This is a genomic window from Petrotoga mexicana DSM 14811, assembly GCF_002895565.1.
Taxonomy (GTDB): domain Bacteria; phylum Thermotogota; class Thermotogae; order Petrotogales; family Petrotogaceae; genus Petrotoga; species Petrotoga mexicana.
The window spans coordinates 1-17,638 of sequence record NZ_AZRN01000014.1; the positions used below are offsets into that span (position 1 = coordinate 1).

General features: G+C 34.3%; 19 protein-coding genes and 1 riboswitch. Of the genes, 10 read left to right on the top strand and 9 right to left on the bottom strand.

Going from position 1 to position 17,638, the window contains the following annotated elements; translation table 11 throughout:
- Window positions 1-304 precede the first annotated feature (304 nt).
- Window positions 305-468, top strand: a riboswitch (cobalamin riboswitch).
- 68 nt (window positions 469-536) lie between these two features.
- Genes X927_RS04580 through X927_RS04595 form a run of 4 tightly spaced genes read left to right on the top strand, consistent with a single transcriptional unit; the run spans window position 537 to window position 3,951 of the window.
- Complete coding sequence (locus X927_RS04580; RefSeq protein WP_103076925.1) at window positions 537-1,415, top strand: ABC transporter substrate-binding protein; 879 nt, start codon at window positions 537-539, stop codon at window positions 1,413-1,415.
- Complete coding sequence (locus X927_RS04585; protein ID WP_103076926.1) at window positions 1,412-2,422, top strand: FecCD family ABC transporter permease; 1,011 nt, start codon at window positions 1,412-1,414, stop codon at window positions 2,420-2,422. The genes X927_RS04580 and X927_RS04585 overlap by 4 nt, the downstream gene beginning before the upstream one ends.
- The gene (locus X927_RS04590) at window positions 2,419-3,189 is read left to right on the top strand and encodes an ABC transporter ATP-binding protein (RefSeq protein ID WP_103076927.1); all 771 of its coding nucleotides are present in this window, start codon (window positions 2,419-2,421) and stop codon (window positions 3,187-3,189) included. Before X927_RS04585 ends, X927_RS04590 begins: the two co-directional genes overlap by 4 nt.
- Before the next feature lie 9 nt (window positions 3,190-3,198).
- Window positions 3,199-3,951, top strand: a complete 753-nt coding sequence (locus X927_RS04595; protein ID WP_103076928.1) for a PfkB family carbohydrate kinase — start codon at window positions 3,199-3,201, stop codon at window positions 3,949-3,951.
- Window positions 3,952-3,959: 8 nt separating this feature from the next.
- Here the strand turns inward: X927_RS04595 and X927_RS04600 are convergent, their stop codons facing one another.
- From X927_RS04600 to X927_RS04630, 7 genes are all read right to left on the bottom strand, one after another.
- Window positions 3,960-4,412 carry an RrF2 family transcriptional regulator gene (locus X927_RS04600; RefSeq protein ID WP_103076929.1) on the bottom strand — a complete coding sequence of 151 codons (453 nt, stop codon included), beginning with the start codon at window positions 4,410-4,412 and terminating at the stop codon, window positions 3,960-3,962.
- 70 nt (window positions 4,413-4,482) lie between these two features.
- Window positions 4,483-5,550, bottom strand: coding sequence for a class I fructose-bisphosphate aldolase (locus X927_RS04605; RefSeq protein WP_103076930.1), 1,068 nt, complete (start codon window positions 5,548-5,550; stop codon window positions 4,483-4,485).
- Window positions 5,551-5,663: 113 nt separating this feature from the next.
- Complete coding sequence (locus X927_RS04610) at window positions 5,664-6,209, bottom strand: ECF transporter S component (RefSeq protein WP_103076931.1); 546 nt, start codon at window positions 6,207-6,209, stop codon at window positions 5,664-5,666.
- Between the two features lie 29 nt (window positions 6,210-6,238).
- A complete protein-coding gene (locus tag X927_RS04615) occupies window positions 6,239-6,940 on the bottom strand; it encodes a 2-phosphosulfolactate phosphatase (protein ID WP_103076932.1) in 702 nt (233 codons plus the stop codon).
- A 31-nt stretch (window positions 6,941-6,971) separates the two neighbouring features.
- Window positions 6,972-7,625: a histidine phosphatase family protein gene (locus tag X927_RS04620; RefSeq protein WP_169925139.1), complete on the bottom strand. Its 654-nt coding sequence runs from the start codon at window positions 7,623-7,625 to the stop codon at window positions 6,972-6,974.
- Window positions 7,626-7,642: 17 nt separating this feature from the next.
- Window positions 7,643-9,166, bottom strand: coding sequence for a glutamine-hydrolyzing GMP synthase (gene guaA, locus X927_RS04625; RefSeq protein ID WP_103076934.1), 1,524 nt, complete (start codon window positions 9,164-9,166; stop codon window positions 7,643-7,645).
- A gap of 46 nt (window positions 9,167-9,212) precedes the next feature.
- Window positions 9,213-10,505 carry a nucleotidyltransferase gene (locus X927_RS04630; RefSeq protein ID WP_103076935.1) on the bottom strand — a complete coding sequence of 431 codons (1,293 nt, stop codon included), beginning with the start codon at window positions 10,503-10,505 and terminating at the stop codon, window positions 9,213-9,215.
- A gap of 369 nt (window positions 10,506-10,874) precedes the next feature.
- Here X927_RS04630 and surE point away from each other — a divergent pair, with 369 nt between their 5' ends.
- Genes surE through fmt form a run of 3 tightly spaced genes read left to right on the top strand, consistent with a single transcriptional unit; the run spans window position 10,875 to window position 13,130 of the window.
- A complete protein-coding gene (surE, locus tag X927_RS04635) occupies window positions 10,875-11,633 on the top strand; it encodes a 5'/3'-nucleotidase SurE (RefSeq protein WP_103076936.1) in 759 nt (252 codons plus the stop codon).
- A 4-nt stretch (window positions 11,634-11,637) separates the two neighbouring features.
- Window positions 11,638-12,174 carry a peptide deformylase gene (gene def, locus X927_RS04640; RefSeq protein WP_103076937.1) on the top strand — a complete coding sequence of 179 codons (537 nt, stop codon included), beginning with the start codon at window positions 11,638-11,640 and terminating at the stop codon, window positions 12,172-12,174.
- Window positions 12,171-13,130, top strand: a complete 960-nt coding sequence (fmt, locus tag X927_RS04645) for a methionyl-tRNA formyltransferase (RefSeq protein WP_103076938.1) — start codon at window positions 12,171-12,173, stop codon at window positions 13,128-13,130. The genes def and fmt overlap by 4 nt, the downstream gene beginning before the upstream one ends.
- Here fmt and X927_RS04650 read toward each other — a convergent pair.
- Together X927_RS04650 and X927_RS04655 are read right to left on the bottom strand one after the other, a co-directional pair.
- On the bottom strand, window positions 13,117-13,884 hold the full coding sequence (locus X927_RS04650) for a TatD family hydrolase (RefSeq protein WP_103076939.1): 768 nt from the start codon (window positions 13,882-13,884) through the stop codon (window positions 13,117-13,119). The two genes, fmt and X927_RS04650, sit on opposite strands and share 14 nt — an antisense overlap.
- Before the next feature lie 31 nt (window positions 13,885-13,915).
- Window positions 13,916-14,341, bottom strand: a complete 426-nt coding sequence (locus X927_RS04655; RefSeq protein WP_103076940.1) for a PPC domain-containing DNA-binding protein — start codon at window positions 14,339-14,341, stop codon at window positions 13,916-13,918.
- 346 nt (window positions 14,342-14,687) lie between these two features.
- On the opposite strand from X927_RS04655, the gene X927_RS04660 reads away from it, so the two are divergent.
- Genes X927_RS04660 through murA form a run of 3 tightly spaced genes read left to right on the top strand, consistent with a single transcriptional unit; the run spans window position 14,688 to window position 17,610 of the window.
- Window positions 14,688-15,521 (top strand): Cof-type HAD-IIB family hydrolase, encoded by an 834-nt coding sequence (locus X927_RS04660; RefSeq protein ID WP_103076941.1) that lies wholly within the window; start codon window positions 14,688-14,690, stop codon window positions 15,519-15,521.
- Window positions 15,472-16,284 (top strand): hypothetical protein, encoded by an 813-nt coding sequence (locus X927_RS04665; RefSeq protein WP_103076942.1) that lies wholly within the window; start codon window positions 15,472-15,474, stop codon window positions 16,282-16,284. Before X927_RS04660 ends, X927_RS04665 begins: the two co-directional genes overlap by 50 nt.
- Window positions 16,285-16,317: 33 nt before the next feature.
- Window positions 16,318-17,610 carry a UDP-N-acetylglucosamine 1-carboxyvinyltransferase gene (gene murA, locus X927_RS04670; protein ID WP_103076943.1) on the top strand — a complete coding sequence of 431 codons (1,293 nt, stop codon included), beginning with the start codon at window positions 16,318-16,320 and terminating at the stop codon, window positions 17,608-17,610.
- Window positions 17,611-17,638: the final 28 nt, after the last annotated feature.

Genomic DNA, 17,638 nt, shown 5'->3' on the forward strand with positions numbered 1-17,638 from the left:
CCCTACCTTTTTCGAATATCTCACTTCAAAATAAATCTCTCCATCTTTTCTCAAATCTTTTCTCTCTTTTAACTTAAAACCTTTGTCAATACCCAGTATTTGTGCTATAATTTTGTTGCTCATGATATCACTCCTCTCTCTCTTTTTATTTTTTTGTTTTTTGTTCTATGAGGAGTGATATCTTTTTTTATCCCTTTTGTCAAGTATCTCATCAACCATTTTTATTATACAGCCAGAAAAAATTGAAAAAAGAATATCGAAATGATATAATTAAAAAGAAACAGCCTCACGGCAAGTAATGAAGTCAATATTTGCTGCATTATTTTAAGGGAAAACGGTGAAAATCCGTTACGGTCGCGCCACCGTAATCGGGGACGAAACTTACAAAAGCCACTGGAAAGATCCGGGAAGGCGTAAGGAGTAGAGTGATCCGAAAGTCGGGAGACCTAAATAATGCAGGTTTTTCTATCTCTTCGCGCCAAAGAGATAGAAAAAATGTTTAAATGGCGCTAATTTATATAAGGAGGCCATTTGGTATGAGGAAGGTGTTATTTACATTTTTTACGATTTTGTTGTCGGTTGTTTTGACCGCAGAGTATTTGATGGTGGATGATCTTGGAAGATTAGTCTCTTTTGAGGGAGAGGTTAACAGGGTTATTTCCGCCGCACCCGCTGTATCTGATTATATCAAATATTTAGGCTTAGAGGAAAAAGTAGTAGGCGTAACAGATTGGGATACCCATATAGATGCTGAAAAAATTGGTAATTTAGTGCCTTTAAATCTCGAAAAAATAGTTTCTTTGAATCCGGATGTTGTTTTTTTAACTGGAGGGTTTCAAGAACCTGAGATTAGTAGATTGGAAAGATACAATATCAAATCCTTTGTGATTAATCCAGTTAATTTTAATGATATCTATAGGGATATTGTATTAATTGGCAGTATCTTAGGCGAGAGAGAAAAAGCTCAAACTCTTTCAAATAAACTAAGACAAAATGTTTTAAATATAGCCAAAAGTTCTTTCACTTGGAAAAATAAACCAACGGTTTTATATTTAATGGTTCAAAATAATGTAGCTGAAATTTGGACGGCAGGAACAGGCTCATTTGTAAATGAATCAATTGCTTACGCTGGTGGATTAAACTTAGCCGCTTCTTATACGGGCAATAATGGGTTTTTACTGGTTGGCCCTGAATTCGTTGTTGCTCAAAATCCCGATATCATAATCGTTGCTTCCTACTACGAAGGCGACGAGAGTGCAAAAAATACTATCTTGAATGCCGAACAGTTTAAAAACGTAAAAGCTGTTAAAGAAGGGAAAATAGTTATGGTCGATGGTAACAAGATTTCTCAAGCTTCTCCATCACTGATCGATGTCCTTGAACAATTATATGAGTATTTTGGTGAAAACAGATGAGAATCATCAAAAAACAAGGGGAGCTCCCCCTTGTTTTATTTCTCATAACCTCCAGTTTTATTTTAATTTTACTTTTCACATCTTTTGGAAGTGTGAAAGTTCCCGTTAAGGATATCTTCGCCTCTTTAATAGGTAAAAATAGTCACGATATTTACAACAATTTAATTTTAAACATAAGACTTCCAAGAGTGGTTGGAAGTTTTCTTGTGGGCAGCATATTGGCAGTTTCTGGGAATGTTTTACAATTGGTAGTACAAAATCCCCTAGCAGATCCATACGTTTTAGGAATCTCGTCAGGAGCAAGCTTTGGTGCAGTATTATACACAGCGTTGAGCAGCATTTATGGTCTTTCTCTTTTTCTTGGATTAGAAACTTTTTCTTTTCTTTTTGGCATATTTGCAACATTTATTGTTTTAATATTGGCACGACAGGGTAAAAAACTTCCCGTTTTATCTCTAATACTAAGCGGGGTGATAATTAGCTTTTTGTTTAATTCATTTACTACACTTTTTACCGTGATGTACTGGGGAAACTTAATTCACGTCAACACATGGTTGATGGGAAGTACAGCAGATTTAATTTGGAGTGACAATTTTAAATTTATTTTTACACTTATCATTCAATTTATTTTAGTTTTATTATTTTCTAAACAACTGAACGTCCTTTCGATGGGGGATGACATGGCTGTATTCTCAGGGATAAATCCTGATCGATTGAAGCTTTTTTTGATTGTAATAAACGTTTTTGCAGTATCTTTTACTGTGTCACAGGTAGGAATAATAGGTTTTGTGGGGCTTATAATCCCTCATATAGTTCGAATGATTAAAGGGCCGTACTCGTTTGTTTCAAATTTGTACTCATTCTTCATTGGAGGAATGTTTTTAATGTCTGCGGATTTTGTTTCCAGAACACTATTTGCTCCTACAGAACTTCCTATCGGTGTGGTAACCTCAATAGTAGGTGCCCCAATATTCATTTTTGTAATGAGGAGAAAAGAGAAAATATGATAACATTTAATAACGTCCGTTTCACCTATGGGAATGGCTTTTTTTTGAAAATCGACGATTTAAAAATAATAAAAGGAGATATTATTTCTATAATTGGCCCAAATGGAGCAGGTAAAAGTACTCTTATCAAGATTCTTTCAGGAATTCTAAGAAATTACAAAGGAGAAATAATACTAAACCATAGTGAATTAAAGAATTATTCTTACAAAGAGCTATCAAAAAAGGTAGCAGTTGTACCGCAAGAATTCAACACTTCTTTCGATTACGATTTGGAAAGTATCGTTTCAACGTCAAGAATACCTTTCTCAAAGAGAATAAGCTTTTTTGAATCCGAACAGGACAAAAGGATTATCGATAAAGCCCTTCAAGCTGTTGGACTAACAAATTATAAGAACAAGCCCTTTTCATCTATGTCGGGAGGAGAAAAGCAAAAAGTTATGATAGCTCGAGCAATTGCCCAACAAACTCCCATATTACTTTTAGATGAATTCTCCTCGCATTTAGATCCCGGTTACACTCAAAGTCTCTTAAAAATTGTTAAGGAAATGGTCACCAAAGAAAGGAAAACAGTTCTAGCAGTATTTCATGATGTGAACAACGCGGCATTATTCTCGGATAAAATAATAGTTATGAAGAATGGATCTGTTAAATATTCGGGTACACCAGCAGAGGTATTAAATGAATCTGTCATGAATGAAATCTTTGAAATGGATGCTTATATTATAAAACATCCAATAAAAAAAGTCCCTCAAATTTTATTCAAATAAGGTGTGAAAATGGCTAATATCGATGTAATCGGTGGAATCTTTTTAGACATTTATATAGTTAAAAATGATGGTTATCACAATTCTGAAATTTTACAACTTCCGGGAGGATCGGCACTAAATGTGGCTATCGGACTTTCTCAATTAGGCCATAATGTGAGGATGTTTGGTAATGTAGGAAAAGATTTTGTTGGAAATTTTTTATTGGAGCGCCTATCTTTTCATGCTGTTAATGTTGAATGGATAAAGAAGGTCGATCAAAACACCGCTACTTTTATTACAATGAATGAAAAGCCAATCGCAATAGATAGAAGAATAAATGATTTAGACTTGATTATACCAAAGAAAAAATCAGAGTATCTCTTCATCACTACCGAAATTAATGAACGCATAATAAACAGCGATATTTTTCAGAATTACAAAAAAACCTTTTTTGATATAGGTCCTAGGCCAAAGTTAATAAATAAAAGGTGTGAAAATGTGTTTTTTATTGGTAACGAAAAAGAGTGTGAAAATTTTCTGTTTAATTGCGATGTTGTAAAGCTAGGGGAAAAAGGAGCCAAATGGGGTGAAAAAATAGTAGCATTATCTGGCAAAAAAACGCCATATGGAATCGGTATGGGTGACGTGTTTGATACAGTCTTAATAGACGGAATTTTGAATAATTTAGAAAAAGAACAAATCCTACATAATGCTGTGAACGCTACTCAAAGAATTTCGCAATACTTAGGTGCTTACAACAAAATTATCAATATGAAGTATTAATAATTGTTCTATTGACTTTTAGCCGCTAAAGCTTCCTTCTTTTTACCATATTCTATCACGTCTTTTAAAGTAATGTTAGATAACTCGTTAAATATTGCATCTTGTACCCTTCTCCAGACAAACTCTACGGGACAATTATTTTGATTTTCACATTCACCTTCGGAAATACAATCGTAAGAGCTCAATGGTACTTCTAAGACTTCTACAATTTCTGAAAGATTGATTTCTTCAGGTGCTTTTGTAAAATAAAATCCTCCAAATTTGCCTTTTTCTGAAGCAACTATTTTAGTTTTTTTTAATTCGGCAAATATTTTTGCCAAAAATTCTTGTGAAATACCAGAACTTTCCGCGATCTTCGAGATTGAGATTTTGCTGTTTTTCTCTTCTTTGTTTCTATTCTGAAGCTTATACATTTCATACAAACCACGTATAGCATAACAGCTCTTTATTGTTAACGACATAAAACTCCCCGCCTTTATTCTTGTTTTATAAACAATCCCCTTTCCCTTAAACTCCTATATTCAATCTTTTTTAAGCAACTGTGATTTCATTGCAGAGATAAACATCTTGTATGGCATTCAATATTTCTATTCCTTCTTTCATTGGTTTTTGAAACGCCTTTCGTCCACTTATAAGTCCCATGCCTCCAGCTCTTTTATTGATAACAGCGGTTTTTACAGCGTTAGCTAAATCATTTTCTCCTGAAGGTCCTCCGGAATTAATCAATCCAATTCTTCCCATATAATTGTTAACAACTTGGTATCGGGCCAAATCAATTGGATGATCTGAGACTAAGTCTGTATACATTTTTTTGCTGAATTTTCCGTATTTTTCTTCTTCGTTTAATGCTGTATAACCTCCGTTTATTTGAGGCAATTTTTGTTTAACTATATCGGCTTCTATCGTAACCCCTAAGTGATTTGCCTGACCTGTTAAATCAGCACTTACGTGATAATCTTTCCCGTTTCTTACAAACGCATTGTTTCTCAAATATGCCCATAATACTGTCGCCATACCTAATTCATGTGCCTCATGAAAAGCTTTACTGATTTCAACTATCTGCCTATTACTTTCCTTGGAACCAAAGTATATAGTTGCTCCGATAGCCGTAGCCCCCAATTCAAATGCTTGCTTCACGTTGGCAAAGAGTATTTGATCATAAGTATTAGGATAAGTTAAAAGTTCATTGTGGTTAATTTTTACGATAAACGGTATCTTATGAGCATACTTTCTAGCCACACTTCCTAAAACCCCTAGAGTAGAAGCAACCGCATTACAGCCCCCTTCAATAGCTAATTTTACGATATTTTCAGGATCAAAATAGATGGGATTGGGAGCAAAGGAGGCACCCGCCGAATGTTCTATTCCTTGATCAACAGGAAGAATTGACAAGTAACCCGTATTAGCCAATCTGCCGTGATCAAATAAAAGTTGTAAACTTTTTAAAACTTGAGGTGATCTATCTGAGTTTACAAAAATTCTATCTACCCAATCTGGACCAGGGAGATACAATTGATCTTTTGAAATCTTTGGTGAATTAAAGTTCAGTAATTCATCTGCCTCCTCAGCAAGAAGATTTCGAATAACGTCGATATCCATAAGTATTTTCCTCCTTTTAAGTTTTTTAAGCGCCCTTTGCCCCCCAGCCGACCCATAAGGAACAAAGAGTTGGTTCTGCTTTGCACAGCCGACCCATAAAATCATAGGAGTCTTTAACTTTTCACCCTGCCACCCGCTCTAACAGAAAACGGCATTCTTTTCACAATCATCGGTATAAATAACAGTTGAAGAATTATACCTGGAATTCCAAACACATAACTCATTAAAATTGAAGTTAAAGGACTAAGATTTATGTTAAGTATTATTCCTATGGTGTAGTAAGCTATCATATATACACCTCTACCTATCAACATAGATACTATTAAATCAAAATATATGTTTTTCTTATTTAAAAGTCCTGATATAAATCCATAGGTTGCAACTTCTATGGTCATAAATATGAAAACAGGGAATGGTGGCATACCGAAAAGTAAAAAATTTAAAACAGGCATTAAAGCCCCTACAAGTAATCCAATCGTTGCCCCTTCCATGATACCAGCCATTAAAGCAACAAAATGCAACGGTAAGATTATAGTTCCCAGCATTGGATTACCGATGCTATGAACCAAAAAGGAAAAAACAACAACTCCCAACGCTATATACACAGGTGATCTTGCAACTCTTCTTAGGGTTGTCTGGTGAGCGGTAGCATTCTCCATGTAAATCACCTCCATTTTGATATATGGATCTAAACTGTAATTAAATTTTTGAATGTATAACTGTTTTGTTTTGAATATGGTACTACTTGAAACAAATCTATGTTGAAACAAAATTCCAGATCATCTTTGAGCCCAAGATTTTTAAGCCTTTTGGAATGATCGGAATTCATGACATAACTTCTCTTGCTTTTAGTTAAATTTAAAGATATTTTCGCACCATCATTTAAGTTGTAAGTATGTTTTTCCATGATTTTTTGAACAAACAATCCAGCCAGATATGAATCTTCTAAAGAAACGACCCCATTGGTGCCAGAGCAAACTATGCCAATATTTTGAAAATCTTTTTGTACTATGAAATCCACTACAGAAGAGAAATTCAGCAATGAAAGCGCAATTGTATCTCCCAGTTCGTTTATTTTTTTCATTGCTTTAGATCCGTTGGAAGTAGTTAGTACAATTGATTTTTTCCTTATTTTATCAGAATTATTTAAAAATTCCAAAGGAGAATTGCCAAAATCAAAACCTTCTAACTTAATGGCTCCTCTTTCGCCTGAGAGTAAATATCCCATATTTTTCAATTCTTTTGCCACATCGATGTCGTCCGTTACAAAAATTTCTTCTGCACCACAATGGACTAACGCAGATATACTAGAAGTAGCCCTTAAAAGATCGATAAGGATATAGATCTGATGATTTTTTATATTCTCATTAGGTAGAAAATAGACATTCATTTCTCGCTCAAAAAGACTTTCTTCTGTTATCTTAATCGATCTCCTTTTCTTCTGGAGTGAGATAGGTTTCTAGCCCATAATATTCGAGATGCCACGTTTCGTTTAAAGAAGCTAAAATGTATCTATAATCTCCTTCATATATAACGTGTGAAACAGATGTATTGTCAACTCTAAAAGAGGTATGTTGATTAAGTGGAATATTAAGAATCCAGGAAATAATAGTCCTAATAGCTAAACCATGTGCAACCACGACTATTTTATCCTCTAAGTTATGCTCTTTAACAATTCTTTTTATAGCCCTTACAGCCCTTCTTTGAACATCACCTAAAGCCTCAACACCATCCACCACTGCCCAGATATCCTTATGCCAATACTCTAATTGCTCTTTGTAATTAAGAAGTATCTCTTCTAACTTTTTCCCATCCCAATTTCCTATATCGCATTCACTCAAATCAGGATCCTTTTTTATTTGCAAATTATGGTACTGATTTATGATTTCTGCCGTTTTAATAGCCCTTTGTAGAACGGATGTATACATTCCATCTATTTTCATATTTTTGAATCTTTCTGCGGTTGCCTTAGCCTGACTAATTCCTTCTTCATCAAGTTCTACGTCTCTTTGACCTTGCCAAATTCCCATTTTGTTCCAAAGGGTAGCTCCATGTCTTACTAAATAAATATCCAAAACTCGTACACCTCCAATTATTCCCATTCAATTGTAGCAGGGGGTTTTGATGAAATATCGTAAACCACTCTGGTAATTGCTTCAACTTCGTTGGTTATTCTGCTGGAAACCAAGTCCAAAATTTCAAATGGAATTTTAGACCAATCTGCAGTCATACCTTCCACACTATCAACAGACCTTAAAGCTGCTACATAACCATAACTCCTTTTATCACCAGTTATACCTACCGTTTTTACCGGTATTAAAACAGCGAAAGCTTGCCATACCTTATCGTACCAACCTGTTTCTTTAAGAGTTTTTATAAAAATACTATCTACCTTTTTTAAAATTGTTAATTTTTCTTCGTTTATTTCTCCAATGATTCGAATCGCCAATCCAGGACCTGGAAATGGATGCCTGTACAATATCTCTCTTGGGAGACCTAAGATTTCTCCAACGCTTCTGACTTCGTCTTTGAATAGCTCTTTAAGTGGTTCGACTATTTTTAAATCTATATCCTCTGGAAGTCCTCCCACGTTGTGATGACTCTTTATTTTGAATGTCTTTTTCCCGGATTTTGCACTTTCTATGACATCTGAATATATTGTTCCCTGTATTAAATACTCACAGTCTTTTTCTTTTTTGGCCTCTTGCTCAAAAACCCTTATAAACTCTTCACCTATAATCTTACGTTTTTGTTCAGGATCTGTAACCCTTTTTAATTTGCTTAAAAATCGCTCCTGGGCATCTACAGTTGTCAAATTCAAACCCATATAATCTCTGAACGTACTTTCAACTTCTTCAACCTCGTTCATTCTCAAAAGGCCATGGTTTACAAAGATGGCTTTCAGGTTATTGCCTATAGCCCTATGGGTTAGTACAGCCGCAACTGATGAATCTACTCCCCCTGATAAAGCTATAATTGCTTTTTTATCACCGATAATCTCTTTTATTTCTTTTATCTTATTTTCAACAAAATCCATCAAAGTCCATGAACCTTTCAACCCACATATGCCGTGAATGAAATTTTTTAATATATCAGCTCCAAATTCAGTATGTCTAACTTCGGGGTGAAATTGGATGCAGTATATATTTTCTGATTCGTTTTCAAAAGAAGAGATGATATTGTTTGAGGTGAGAGAAGTAATTTTAAATTTCTCGGGAACTTGAGTCACCATATCTTTGTGACTCATCCACACGTTAAATGTACTGGGAATCTTTTTAAATAAGAGGGATTGATTGGTTATGGTAATTTTCGTTTTTCCATACTCAGCCATACCTCTTTGTTCGACATTTCCACCAAGTTTTTTCGCCATAAGCTGCATCCCATAACAAATACCTAAAATAGGAAGTTTGGCATTTAAAATTTCATTTGATATATCGGGTGCATCGATATCATAAACGCTGTCTGGTCCACCTGATAAGATTATGCCTTTCACATTGTTAAGGGATATATTATCGTCATATTGAATTACTTCTGAAAACACCCCCAAATCTCTAATCCTTTTTGCTAAAAGCTGAGTGTACTGAGAACCATAATCTACGACAAGAATCTTTTCCATCTAGGAACCTCCGAAATTGATATATTTTAATTATAAACCAACACAATCATGAAATTATAACCTTTTGCTTTTTATCAGGTTCGTATGAAGATAAATCCCTGTTTTTGTATAATAAAGTGTAGATATTACTTGCTAAAAAATCGTATTCAATCTGATTTAAATAAATTTCAGGAATACTTTGATACCTTTTTTTGCTTGATAATAACTTGTCGTTTAATCTATTATATGTTTTTCTGTATGTCGATGGGGTAGTAATAATTGGATAAGCAGAAAGATTTTTCATTTTACCCAGCAACTCTTGACCCTTCTTTGTGAAGGCTAAAACCCTTAAATATTGTGGTCCATGACTGTTGTATAATTTTACATCTTTCTCTTTTAAATCAAAAAAAATCTTTAAAAGAGTCCTTTTCACCCTTGTCAACGTAAACCTTTTCGTCTTGACGTTTTTTACTAATTCTGTGAGGTTGGAACTTATTTTGGAAAATTTTGAGTATCTAGTCTCTAATCCTTCTTTTACACCGTCTATTTGCATTAACTCTTCTTTTTTCATCATTCGCAGCTTGGCTAAAATCATATCTCTCATATTTTCAAACATGATTGGAGCTTTACCTTTTTCAATCTCCCTAAGTAGAACTTCATATGAAAGGGATGGAACTCCCTGTTTAACTTTGCTCATCTCGTTTTTTTCTATAAGATTTCGTATTGCAGTGGCACTGGAAATTTCACCTGTGAATTCTTTTTGATTGTATCCCGCCTTTATTCTTTGAATAGTATGTGGAACTATCTTTGAATCATATAATTTTAAAGCATTTAAATACTCTACACCTAAGATATCGTTTGATTGTTCTAATATATCTATTACATTGTGTTCGTAATTTGAAGATTCTAAATATTCAACTAAAGCAAATTTGCGAGCGTTTGGAAATGATAAACCTTTTTTTAAATTCTTGTTGAGTAACTTTTTAAAAGTTTTGGGTTGCTCGTATAAAATGGTCGATATTTTATCCAAAACTTCTAAATTACTCGATTCACTACCAAAAACAATATCTGTAACAACGTTAGTTCTCTCTAATATTCCTATGGTCCCTGTAGCAAAGCCGCTTGCATCTTGTATACAATAGACAAAAGGCAATTCGAAGACGATGTCTACTCCCATATTTATTGCAACTTCAGCTCGAGAAAACTTATCCAAGATTGCAGGTTCTCCTCTTTGGACAAAATTCCCGCTCATTACAGCGATTGTATAATCAGGGTTAATTAAAGTTTTAGCTTCTCTCAAATGATAAAGGTGCCCGTTGTGAAAAGGATTGTATTCAACTACTACACCTAAAACTCTCAAAGTTGATCTCCTTTTTAAAAAAATAGCCTTTTATATTTATTATACCAGTTTTGTATGCATCATTTGCTACACAAATGAAAATTATGGATATAGCTTTTAAAACATTAGGAATAAGACTTTTTGCAAAAAGCAGCAAAAACTACACAAATGAGAATAGTGTCTTTAAAAAGTATTTTAGCGCCCCTTCGCCCCGCAGCCCGCCCCACAGTTAGCCCACATGAGATTTGAAAACCATTTCTAAGGCATTATGAAAAAACGTTTTGCACAGGTCAGCAAAATTAATTAAGTATTTAATAAATTATAAAGTAAATATGTTAAAATTATAAAAAATAATTCAACCGATAAAATTAAAAAGGAGCAGTAGAATTCGTGAATATTTTACTTTCAAACGATGATGGAATAATGTCTCCAGGTATTATTACTTTAAAAATGTATCTTCAAGAAAAAAACAATGTTTACGTTGTCGCACCCGACATAGAAAGAAGTGCAACAGGACATGGAATTACAGTGAGAAACCCTCTTTGGGCTAAAAAAGTTAAGTTTGGAGACACTTTCTTTGGTCACGCAGTGAATGGAACTCCTGCCGATTGTGTTAAAATAGGGTTAGACGCGATATATAAAGATATACATTTTGATGTTGTAATCTCCGGTATAAATAGGGGTGCCAATCTTGGAACGGATGTGCTTTATTCTGGCACCGTTTCTGCTGCATTGGAAGGTGCTGTAGGCGGTTATCCTTCTATCGCTGTTTCCTGTGTTGACTTTTCCAATCCTAACTTTGAAGATGGGGCAAAGGTTGTTTTGAATATCTTGGAAAAATTAGATTTGAACAATTGGCCAGAATTCACTACATTAAATGTCAATATCCCAAAAATCCCCTACGATGAAATGAAAGGTATAAAAATTACCAAACAAAGTAGAAGAAGGTACCAAGACTACTTTGAAGAAAGAAAGGATCCTTTTGGAAATTCTTATTATTGGATGTTGGGAAATATCATAGAAGATGATAACGATGATAATTCAGATTATAATGTAATAAATCAAGGTTATGTTTCCGTAACACCGTTAAGTGTTTTCATGACAAAATATGATTTTATAGATGAATTAAAATCACGGTTGGAGGTTTAAAGAGATGGAAATTCGACTCATTGGAGACCCTGTTTTAAGAAAAAGGGCGAAAAAAGTGGAAAAAATCGATGAAAACTTAAAAAATGTCATTGATGAGATGTTTTCCACAATGTATCTATATGACGGAGTAGGTTTAGCCGCACCTCAAGTGGGAATCTCGTTGAGGCTCTTCATTATGGATTCTAGAGAAGAAAATGAAAAGGGCAAAAAAGTTGTTATTAACCCCGAAATAATAGAGTTCTTGGGAGAAGAGGTTAGCTTTGAAGAAGGATGCCTAAGCATCCCTGATATATTTGAAGATGTGGTAAGACCTGAGGGCGTGAAGGTGCGTTATCAGGATTTAAGCGGAAACAACATAGAGGAAGAACTTCATGGATATCAGGCAAGAATATTCCAACATGAAACAGATCATCTTGATGGAATTTTATTCACTGACAAATTGCCCATTGTAAAGAAGGCCCTGTTAAAAAAGGAACTAAACAAACTAATAGAAAAAGGTAAAAAACGTGCATTAGAGTTAGGTGATACAGTTAAATTATGATAAATACCAGGGAGTTTAAAATTGTTTTCATGGGTACGCCTGATTTCGGTGCCGAAGTTTTAGAAGAATTAATAAATAACAATTTTAATGTTGTTGGAGTATTTTCCCAACCTGACAGACCTAAAGGGCGTGGAAAAAAGCTTCAACCAACACCAGTTAAGGAAGTTGCCTTAAAATATAATGTCCCCGTATTTCAACCAAAAAGTGTTAATAAGGGAGAGGGGTTTGACTTTTTGAAAGAGCTGAACCCTGATATTATTATTACCACTGCTTTTGGAAAAATATTGCGGAAAAATGTTTTAAAACTTCCACCAAAAGGGTGTTGGAATGTACATGCTTCTCTATTGCCCAAATATCGGGGAGCAGCTCCAATTCAACGAGCTATAGAAAATGGAGAAAATGAAACAGGAATCACTATTTTCAAGATGGTAGAAGCTCTAGATGCGGGAGATATCGCCATTCAAAAAAGGATTTCTATTGAAATAAACGACAATTATGGCATAGTTTATGAAAAATTATTATTACTTGCCAAAGAGACTGTTTTAGAGTTTTTAAACTCATTCGATCAGTTAACTTTGAAACCACAAAATGAAGAAGAAGCCTCATATGCAGAAAAAATTACAAAAGGAGATCTCATAGTAGATTTTAATAATGATACTATAAAGGTTCATAACAAGATTAGAGCTTACGATCCATACCCTGGAGTAAGAAGCGTATACGAAAAAGAAGAGGTAAAGATATTTGGTTCGGAATTTTCTCCTGATTTGTTGTCAACAGAAAATAAAGAAGAACCAGGAACAATAATTGATATTGAAAAAGACGGAATACTTGTAAAGTGTAGAGACGGGGCTGTAAAGATAAAAGAGATACAATTCCCTGGCAGAAAAAAGATAACCACAATAGATGCTATCAATGGGAAAAAGCTAAAAGTATCGACACATTTTAGCCTCTATTAAAGAAAAGTTTTTCAACGTTGCTTTTTGTTATCTCTTTTAAAGTTTCAACATCTATCCCTTTTATTTCTGATATTTTTTCATAAACATACTTTACGTACGTCGGGTTGTTCCTTTTTCCTCTATAAGGTACAGGTGGTAAAAATGGCGAATCTGTTTCAGGTAAAATTCTATCAACAGGTGTTTTTTCAACCACTTCCCTCAATTTATTATTTTTTGGATAAGTAATCGGACCATCAAAACCTAAATATAATCCTAAATTCAAGAATTTCTGTGCTGTTTCCCAATCACTTGAAAAGCAATGAACGACACCTTTAATTTCTTGCAACCCTTTTTTCTGCAAAAAATTATATGCTTCATCATATGCATCTCTAATATGAAAAACTACCGGTAAACCCATCTCTTTGGCAATATCTAATTGAGCATCCAAACTTTTATACTGGTCTTGCTTATTCGTTTCCCAATGAAAATCCAATCCGATTTCTCCAACTGCAACTATCTTGGGCCTTCCTGCAAGTTCTTTTATTTCATCTAAATCCGTTTCCTTTAAATCCTGGCTTTCAGTGGGATGTATTCCAACAGCTCCAAATATTTTTTCCTCATCTTTTATAAAATCAACAACCCTTTTTGATGACTCTACATTTATACCAATTTCTATCAACAGATCTAGCTCTTCATTTGCTTTTTTCAACATCTCTTTTCTATCTTCATCAAACTGTTTGAGTAATAAGTGGCAATGAGTATCAATAAAATTCAATTTGTTTACTCCTTTCTTACAATAGACTGCATTATCCCTTGAAATCATACAGATTGAGACCAACTTCTGAATCAAATTTTCTATCTACTGTGCCCTCTATACTTTCAACTATTATTTCTGCAGTTCCACTAACTATTGCAGAATTTAAATGTCCCCCATAAGAACGAAGATCGGAATCTGAAATACTTACATGTAAATGCAAATACGTATCTCCATTCATAGTAGATATGTTACCTGTAAGATTCAATATTTCAAAATCTCCTTTAAACTCTTTTGAATAGTATTTCTTCTCATGCGTATTGAACAAACCAATTGTTATAGCATTCGTTGAACCTAAGCCATATACGGTGCCTAATTTTATTGAATTTTTTGAACAAAAGTCTTTCAACATTGAAACTATTTCTTCTCCCTTATCTAATCTAACTATGTATTTACTACCAAATTTAGCACAATCCATTCGATACTCCCCCTTCAATTAGATTATAAAAATCATACCACACATTTGTTATGATGGCTTTAAGCGAAAGAAAAACATTATAAGTGGGCTTTATTAATTTATAATTAATGATTTATATGGTAAAATAATAAAAGACGGTTTAAGATTATCTCAGGCTACCGAGCGAAGGGCTAACTGCGGACGGGGAGCGGGACGAAGTGGTAACAGAATCTTTTCCTTAATGGGCGGGGAGCGGGTTGAAAGGGTGACAGAAACCCTTCCTTAATGGGTGGGGAGCGGGGCGAAGGGGCGCTAATAAAAGAAAGATTTTGCTTTTAAAAAAGTCGCAGGTCGAAAGGAGAAGAAGATGAAAAAAACCTTTGTTTTTGATTTGGATGGAACTCTTTTAAATTCCGATGTAAGAATTTCGCCAAAAACATACCAAACTTTGAAAAGATTAAAAGAAGAGGGCCATCTTATAATAATAGCAAGCGGAAGAATGTATGCCTCAACTATGTACGTTGTTGAAAACTTTCTCCCTTTTTTAAAAGGCAATGTGATTATTTCCTCATACAACGGAGGATATATAGTCGACCACAATGGAAAAGTAGTTTTTGAAAAAGGTGTTTCAAAGGAAAGTGCTGTTAAGTGTATAAGATTTCTTAGAAGCCTTAATATCCACAGGCACATCTATATAAACGATAAACTTATTTCGGAAATAGACGATAAAGAGATTAGAGATTATTCTAAACATTCATTTGTTGATTATGTGCTGGTGGATGATTTAATAGCTGAAATACAAAATTCGGCTCACCCAACATTAAAAATATTAGCAATTGGAGAGCCAGAGAAAATAGACCTCGTTAAAAAATTAGCGGAGAAAGAATTTCAAGGTGAGTTTAACCTCATGAAATCTTGGGATACTTACTTGGACTTTATTCCTGACGGTGCCTCCAAAGGGAATAGTTTGAAGATAATTTCAAAAATGTACAACTTAGATCCCAATACTTTATACGTTTTTGGTGATTCCGAAAACGATATAGACATGCTTGAATTAACAAAAAATAGTTTTGCCATGGGAAACGCCACAGAAGACGTAAAAAAAGTAGCAAATTACCTGATACCAAGTAACGATGAGGATGGTGTGGCATATGCCATTGAAAAAATATTGTCTGACGATCTTGACAATGTTAATACTTAGCTTTACTTTTGGAAGTATATACGATATAATAAAAGAGGATGATCAGATAGTCGGAAAATTTTTTCATACTTTAACAGATATTGAAAACACCGAATTAGACCCAAATTACATGGTAGGATATTTGTTGAATTTAAATGAAATAGATCCTGAATTTTGTTATTTGGCGTTAGGAGCAGTTAGAAACTTTTCTTTAATTCAGGATTTTTCAAGAGAATTAGGTTATTACCTTAAAAATTTGGGAATTGATTTTGTTGTGTTTGGTAATTTAATGGTTTTAGAAGAAGATTCTGATGATCCTTTAAAGTACATTGGGAATTCACCTTATTTGATATCTGAAGTCCTTTACAGGATGATAAGAGGGTTAGAAACAAGTGGTATTACCCCCGTAATCATTATAACATCTAAAGACGATAGAAACGCTACGCAATCTTTACTTCAAAAAAGCGGATCATTTTACACTTATTCAGATCAGATAAAAAATGTAGATCTCTTTTTTGATGGTAGTAAACTTTACCTTCAGAAAAACAATCTATTTTTACTGCCATGGAATTACGGGAAAGGTTCTCTTGAAGAAACAATTCAGGAAGTTTTTAACAATAGCATTATACTAACGGGATGGCGTGATGAAGGAGAAAACTTGTTATATAGAAAAATAAACACTACAGATTTAAAATCAGTAACGTATTTTTCTAAATCTGTTGAAGAAAGTGCAAGGAAGGTTTTTTCTGGTGAATTACAACCTACCGGAAATAAAAATTGGTGAACGTTCTTTCATTATTTCTTAGGGGGGCTAAAATTGAAAAGTATTGGTTTAGATACATCTGGAAAAATGATTGTAAAAGGACCTCAAAAGGCAAAAGGTACTTTAACCGTTTCTGGATCAAAAAACGCCGTGCTACCAATTATGGGAGCATCTTTACTCACTGACGATGATATTGAGTTAAGGAATGTCCCAGATTTAGCCGACGTTAGAACCATGATTGAAATACTAGAAAGCGCAGGAAAAGTAATAGAACGTTTCGATGATCAATTGATAATTAGGAGTTCGGGTAATATCAATTCTGAGATTCCATATGAACCCGTAAGGAAAATGAGGGCTTCTTTCAACGTGTATGGTCCATTAACCCTTAGAAATGGTTATGCGAAAGTTGCACTTCCAGGTGGATGTTCGATCGGTGCAAGACCTGTAGATTTTCATTTAGAGGGTCTAAAAAAGTTAGGAATTGAAAGTACGATTGAACACGGTTTCGTAACCAGTAAATTGAACAATCCTAACAGTCTAATAAATATATCCTTACCTTTTCCAAGTGTAGGAGCCACAGAACATGTTTTGACTACCGCTTGCTTGCTGGAAGGCGTAAATACAACTATTACTAATTGCGCTATAGAGCCCGAAGTGACCGATCTAGTAAACTTTTTAAACAAAATGGGAGCTAAGATAACAGGTGGGGGAACCTCAATATTGAAAATTGAAGGAGTAAAAAAATTATCGGGTATAAAATACACTATAATCCCTGACAGAATTGAAGCTGGTACCTATATTATACTAGGTAAACTCATTGGCCAAGAACTAACAATAAAAAACGTATCTGCTGAGCATCTCAATAGTTTATTCTCAGTATTTGAAAACATAGGAAGCCCTGTAGATTACGATGAGAAAAAAAGAGAAGTAAGAGTGACAGAAACACTTCTCAACACATTGAACAGTATCAGCATGGAAACAGCTCCTTTTCCAGGATTTCCAACAGATTTACAGCCTCAGATCACAACCTTTTTATCTTTGGTCCCAGGGAGATCTACAATAACCGAAACTGTTTTTAAAAGCAGATTTTACCATATAGATGAGTTGAACAGAATGGGAGCAAAGATCAGAGTAGAAGACAATACGGCAATTATAGAAGGGGTAAGCAAACTATCGGGAGCACCTGTAGAAGCTACAGATCTAAGAGCTGCTGCAGCGTTACTTATAGCAGGACTCGTTGCAGAAGGAGAAACAATTATCTCAAATGTGGATCATATCTTTAGAGGTTACGAAAACATACACGATAAATTAGAACAAGTGGGTATAGACTTAATTTACGAAAAATAAAATTTTCTTTTCTAAAACTTTTAAAACT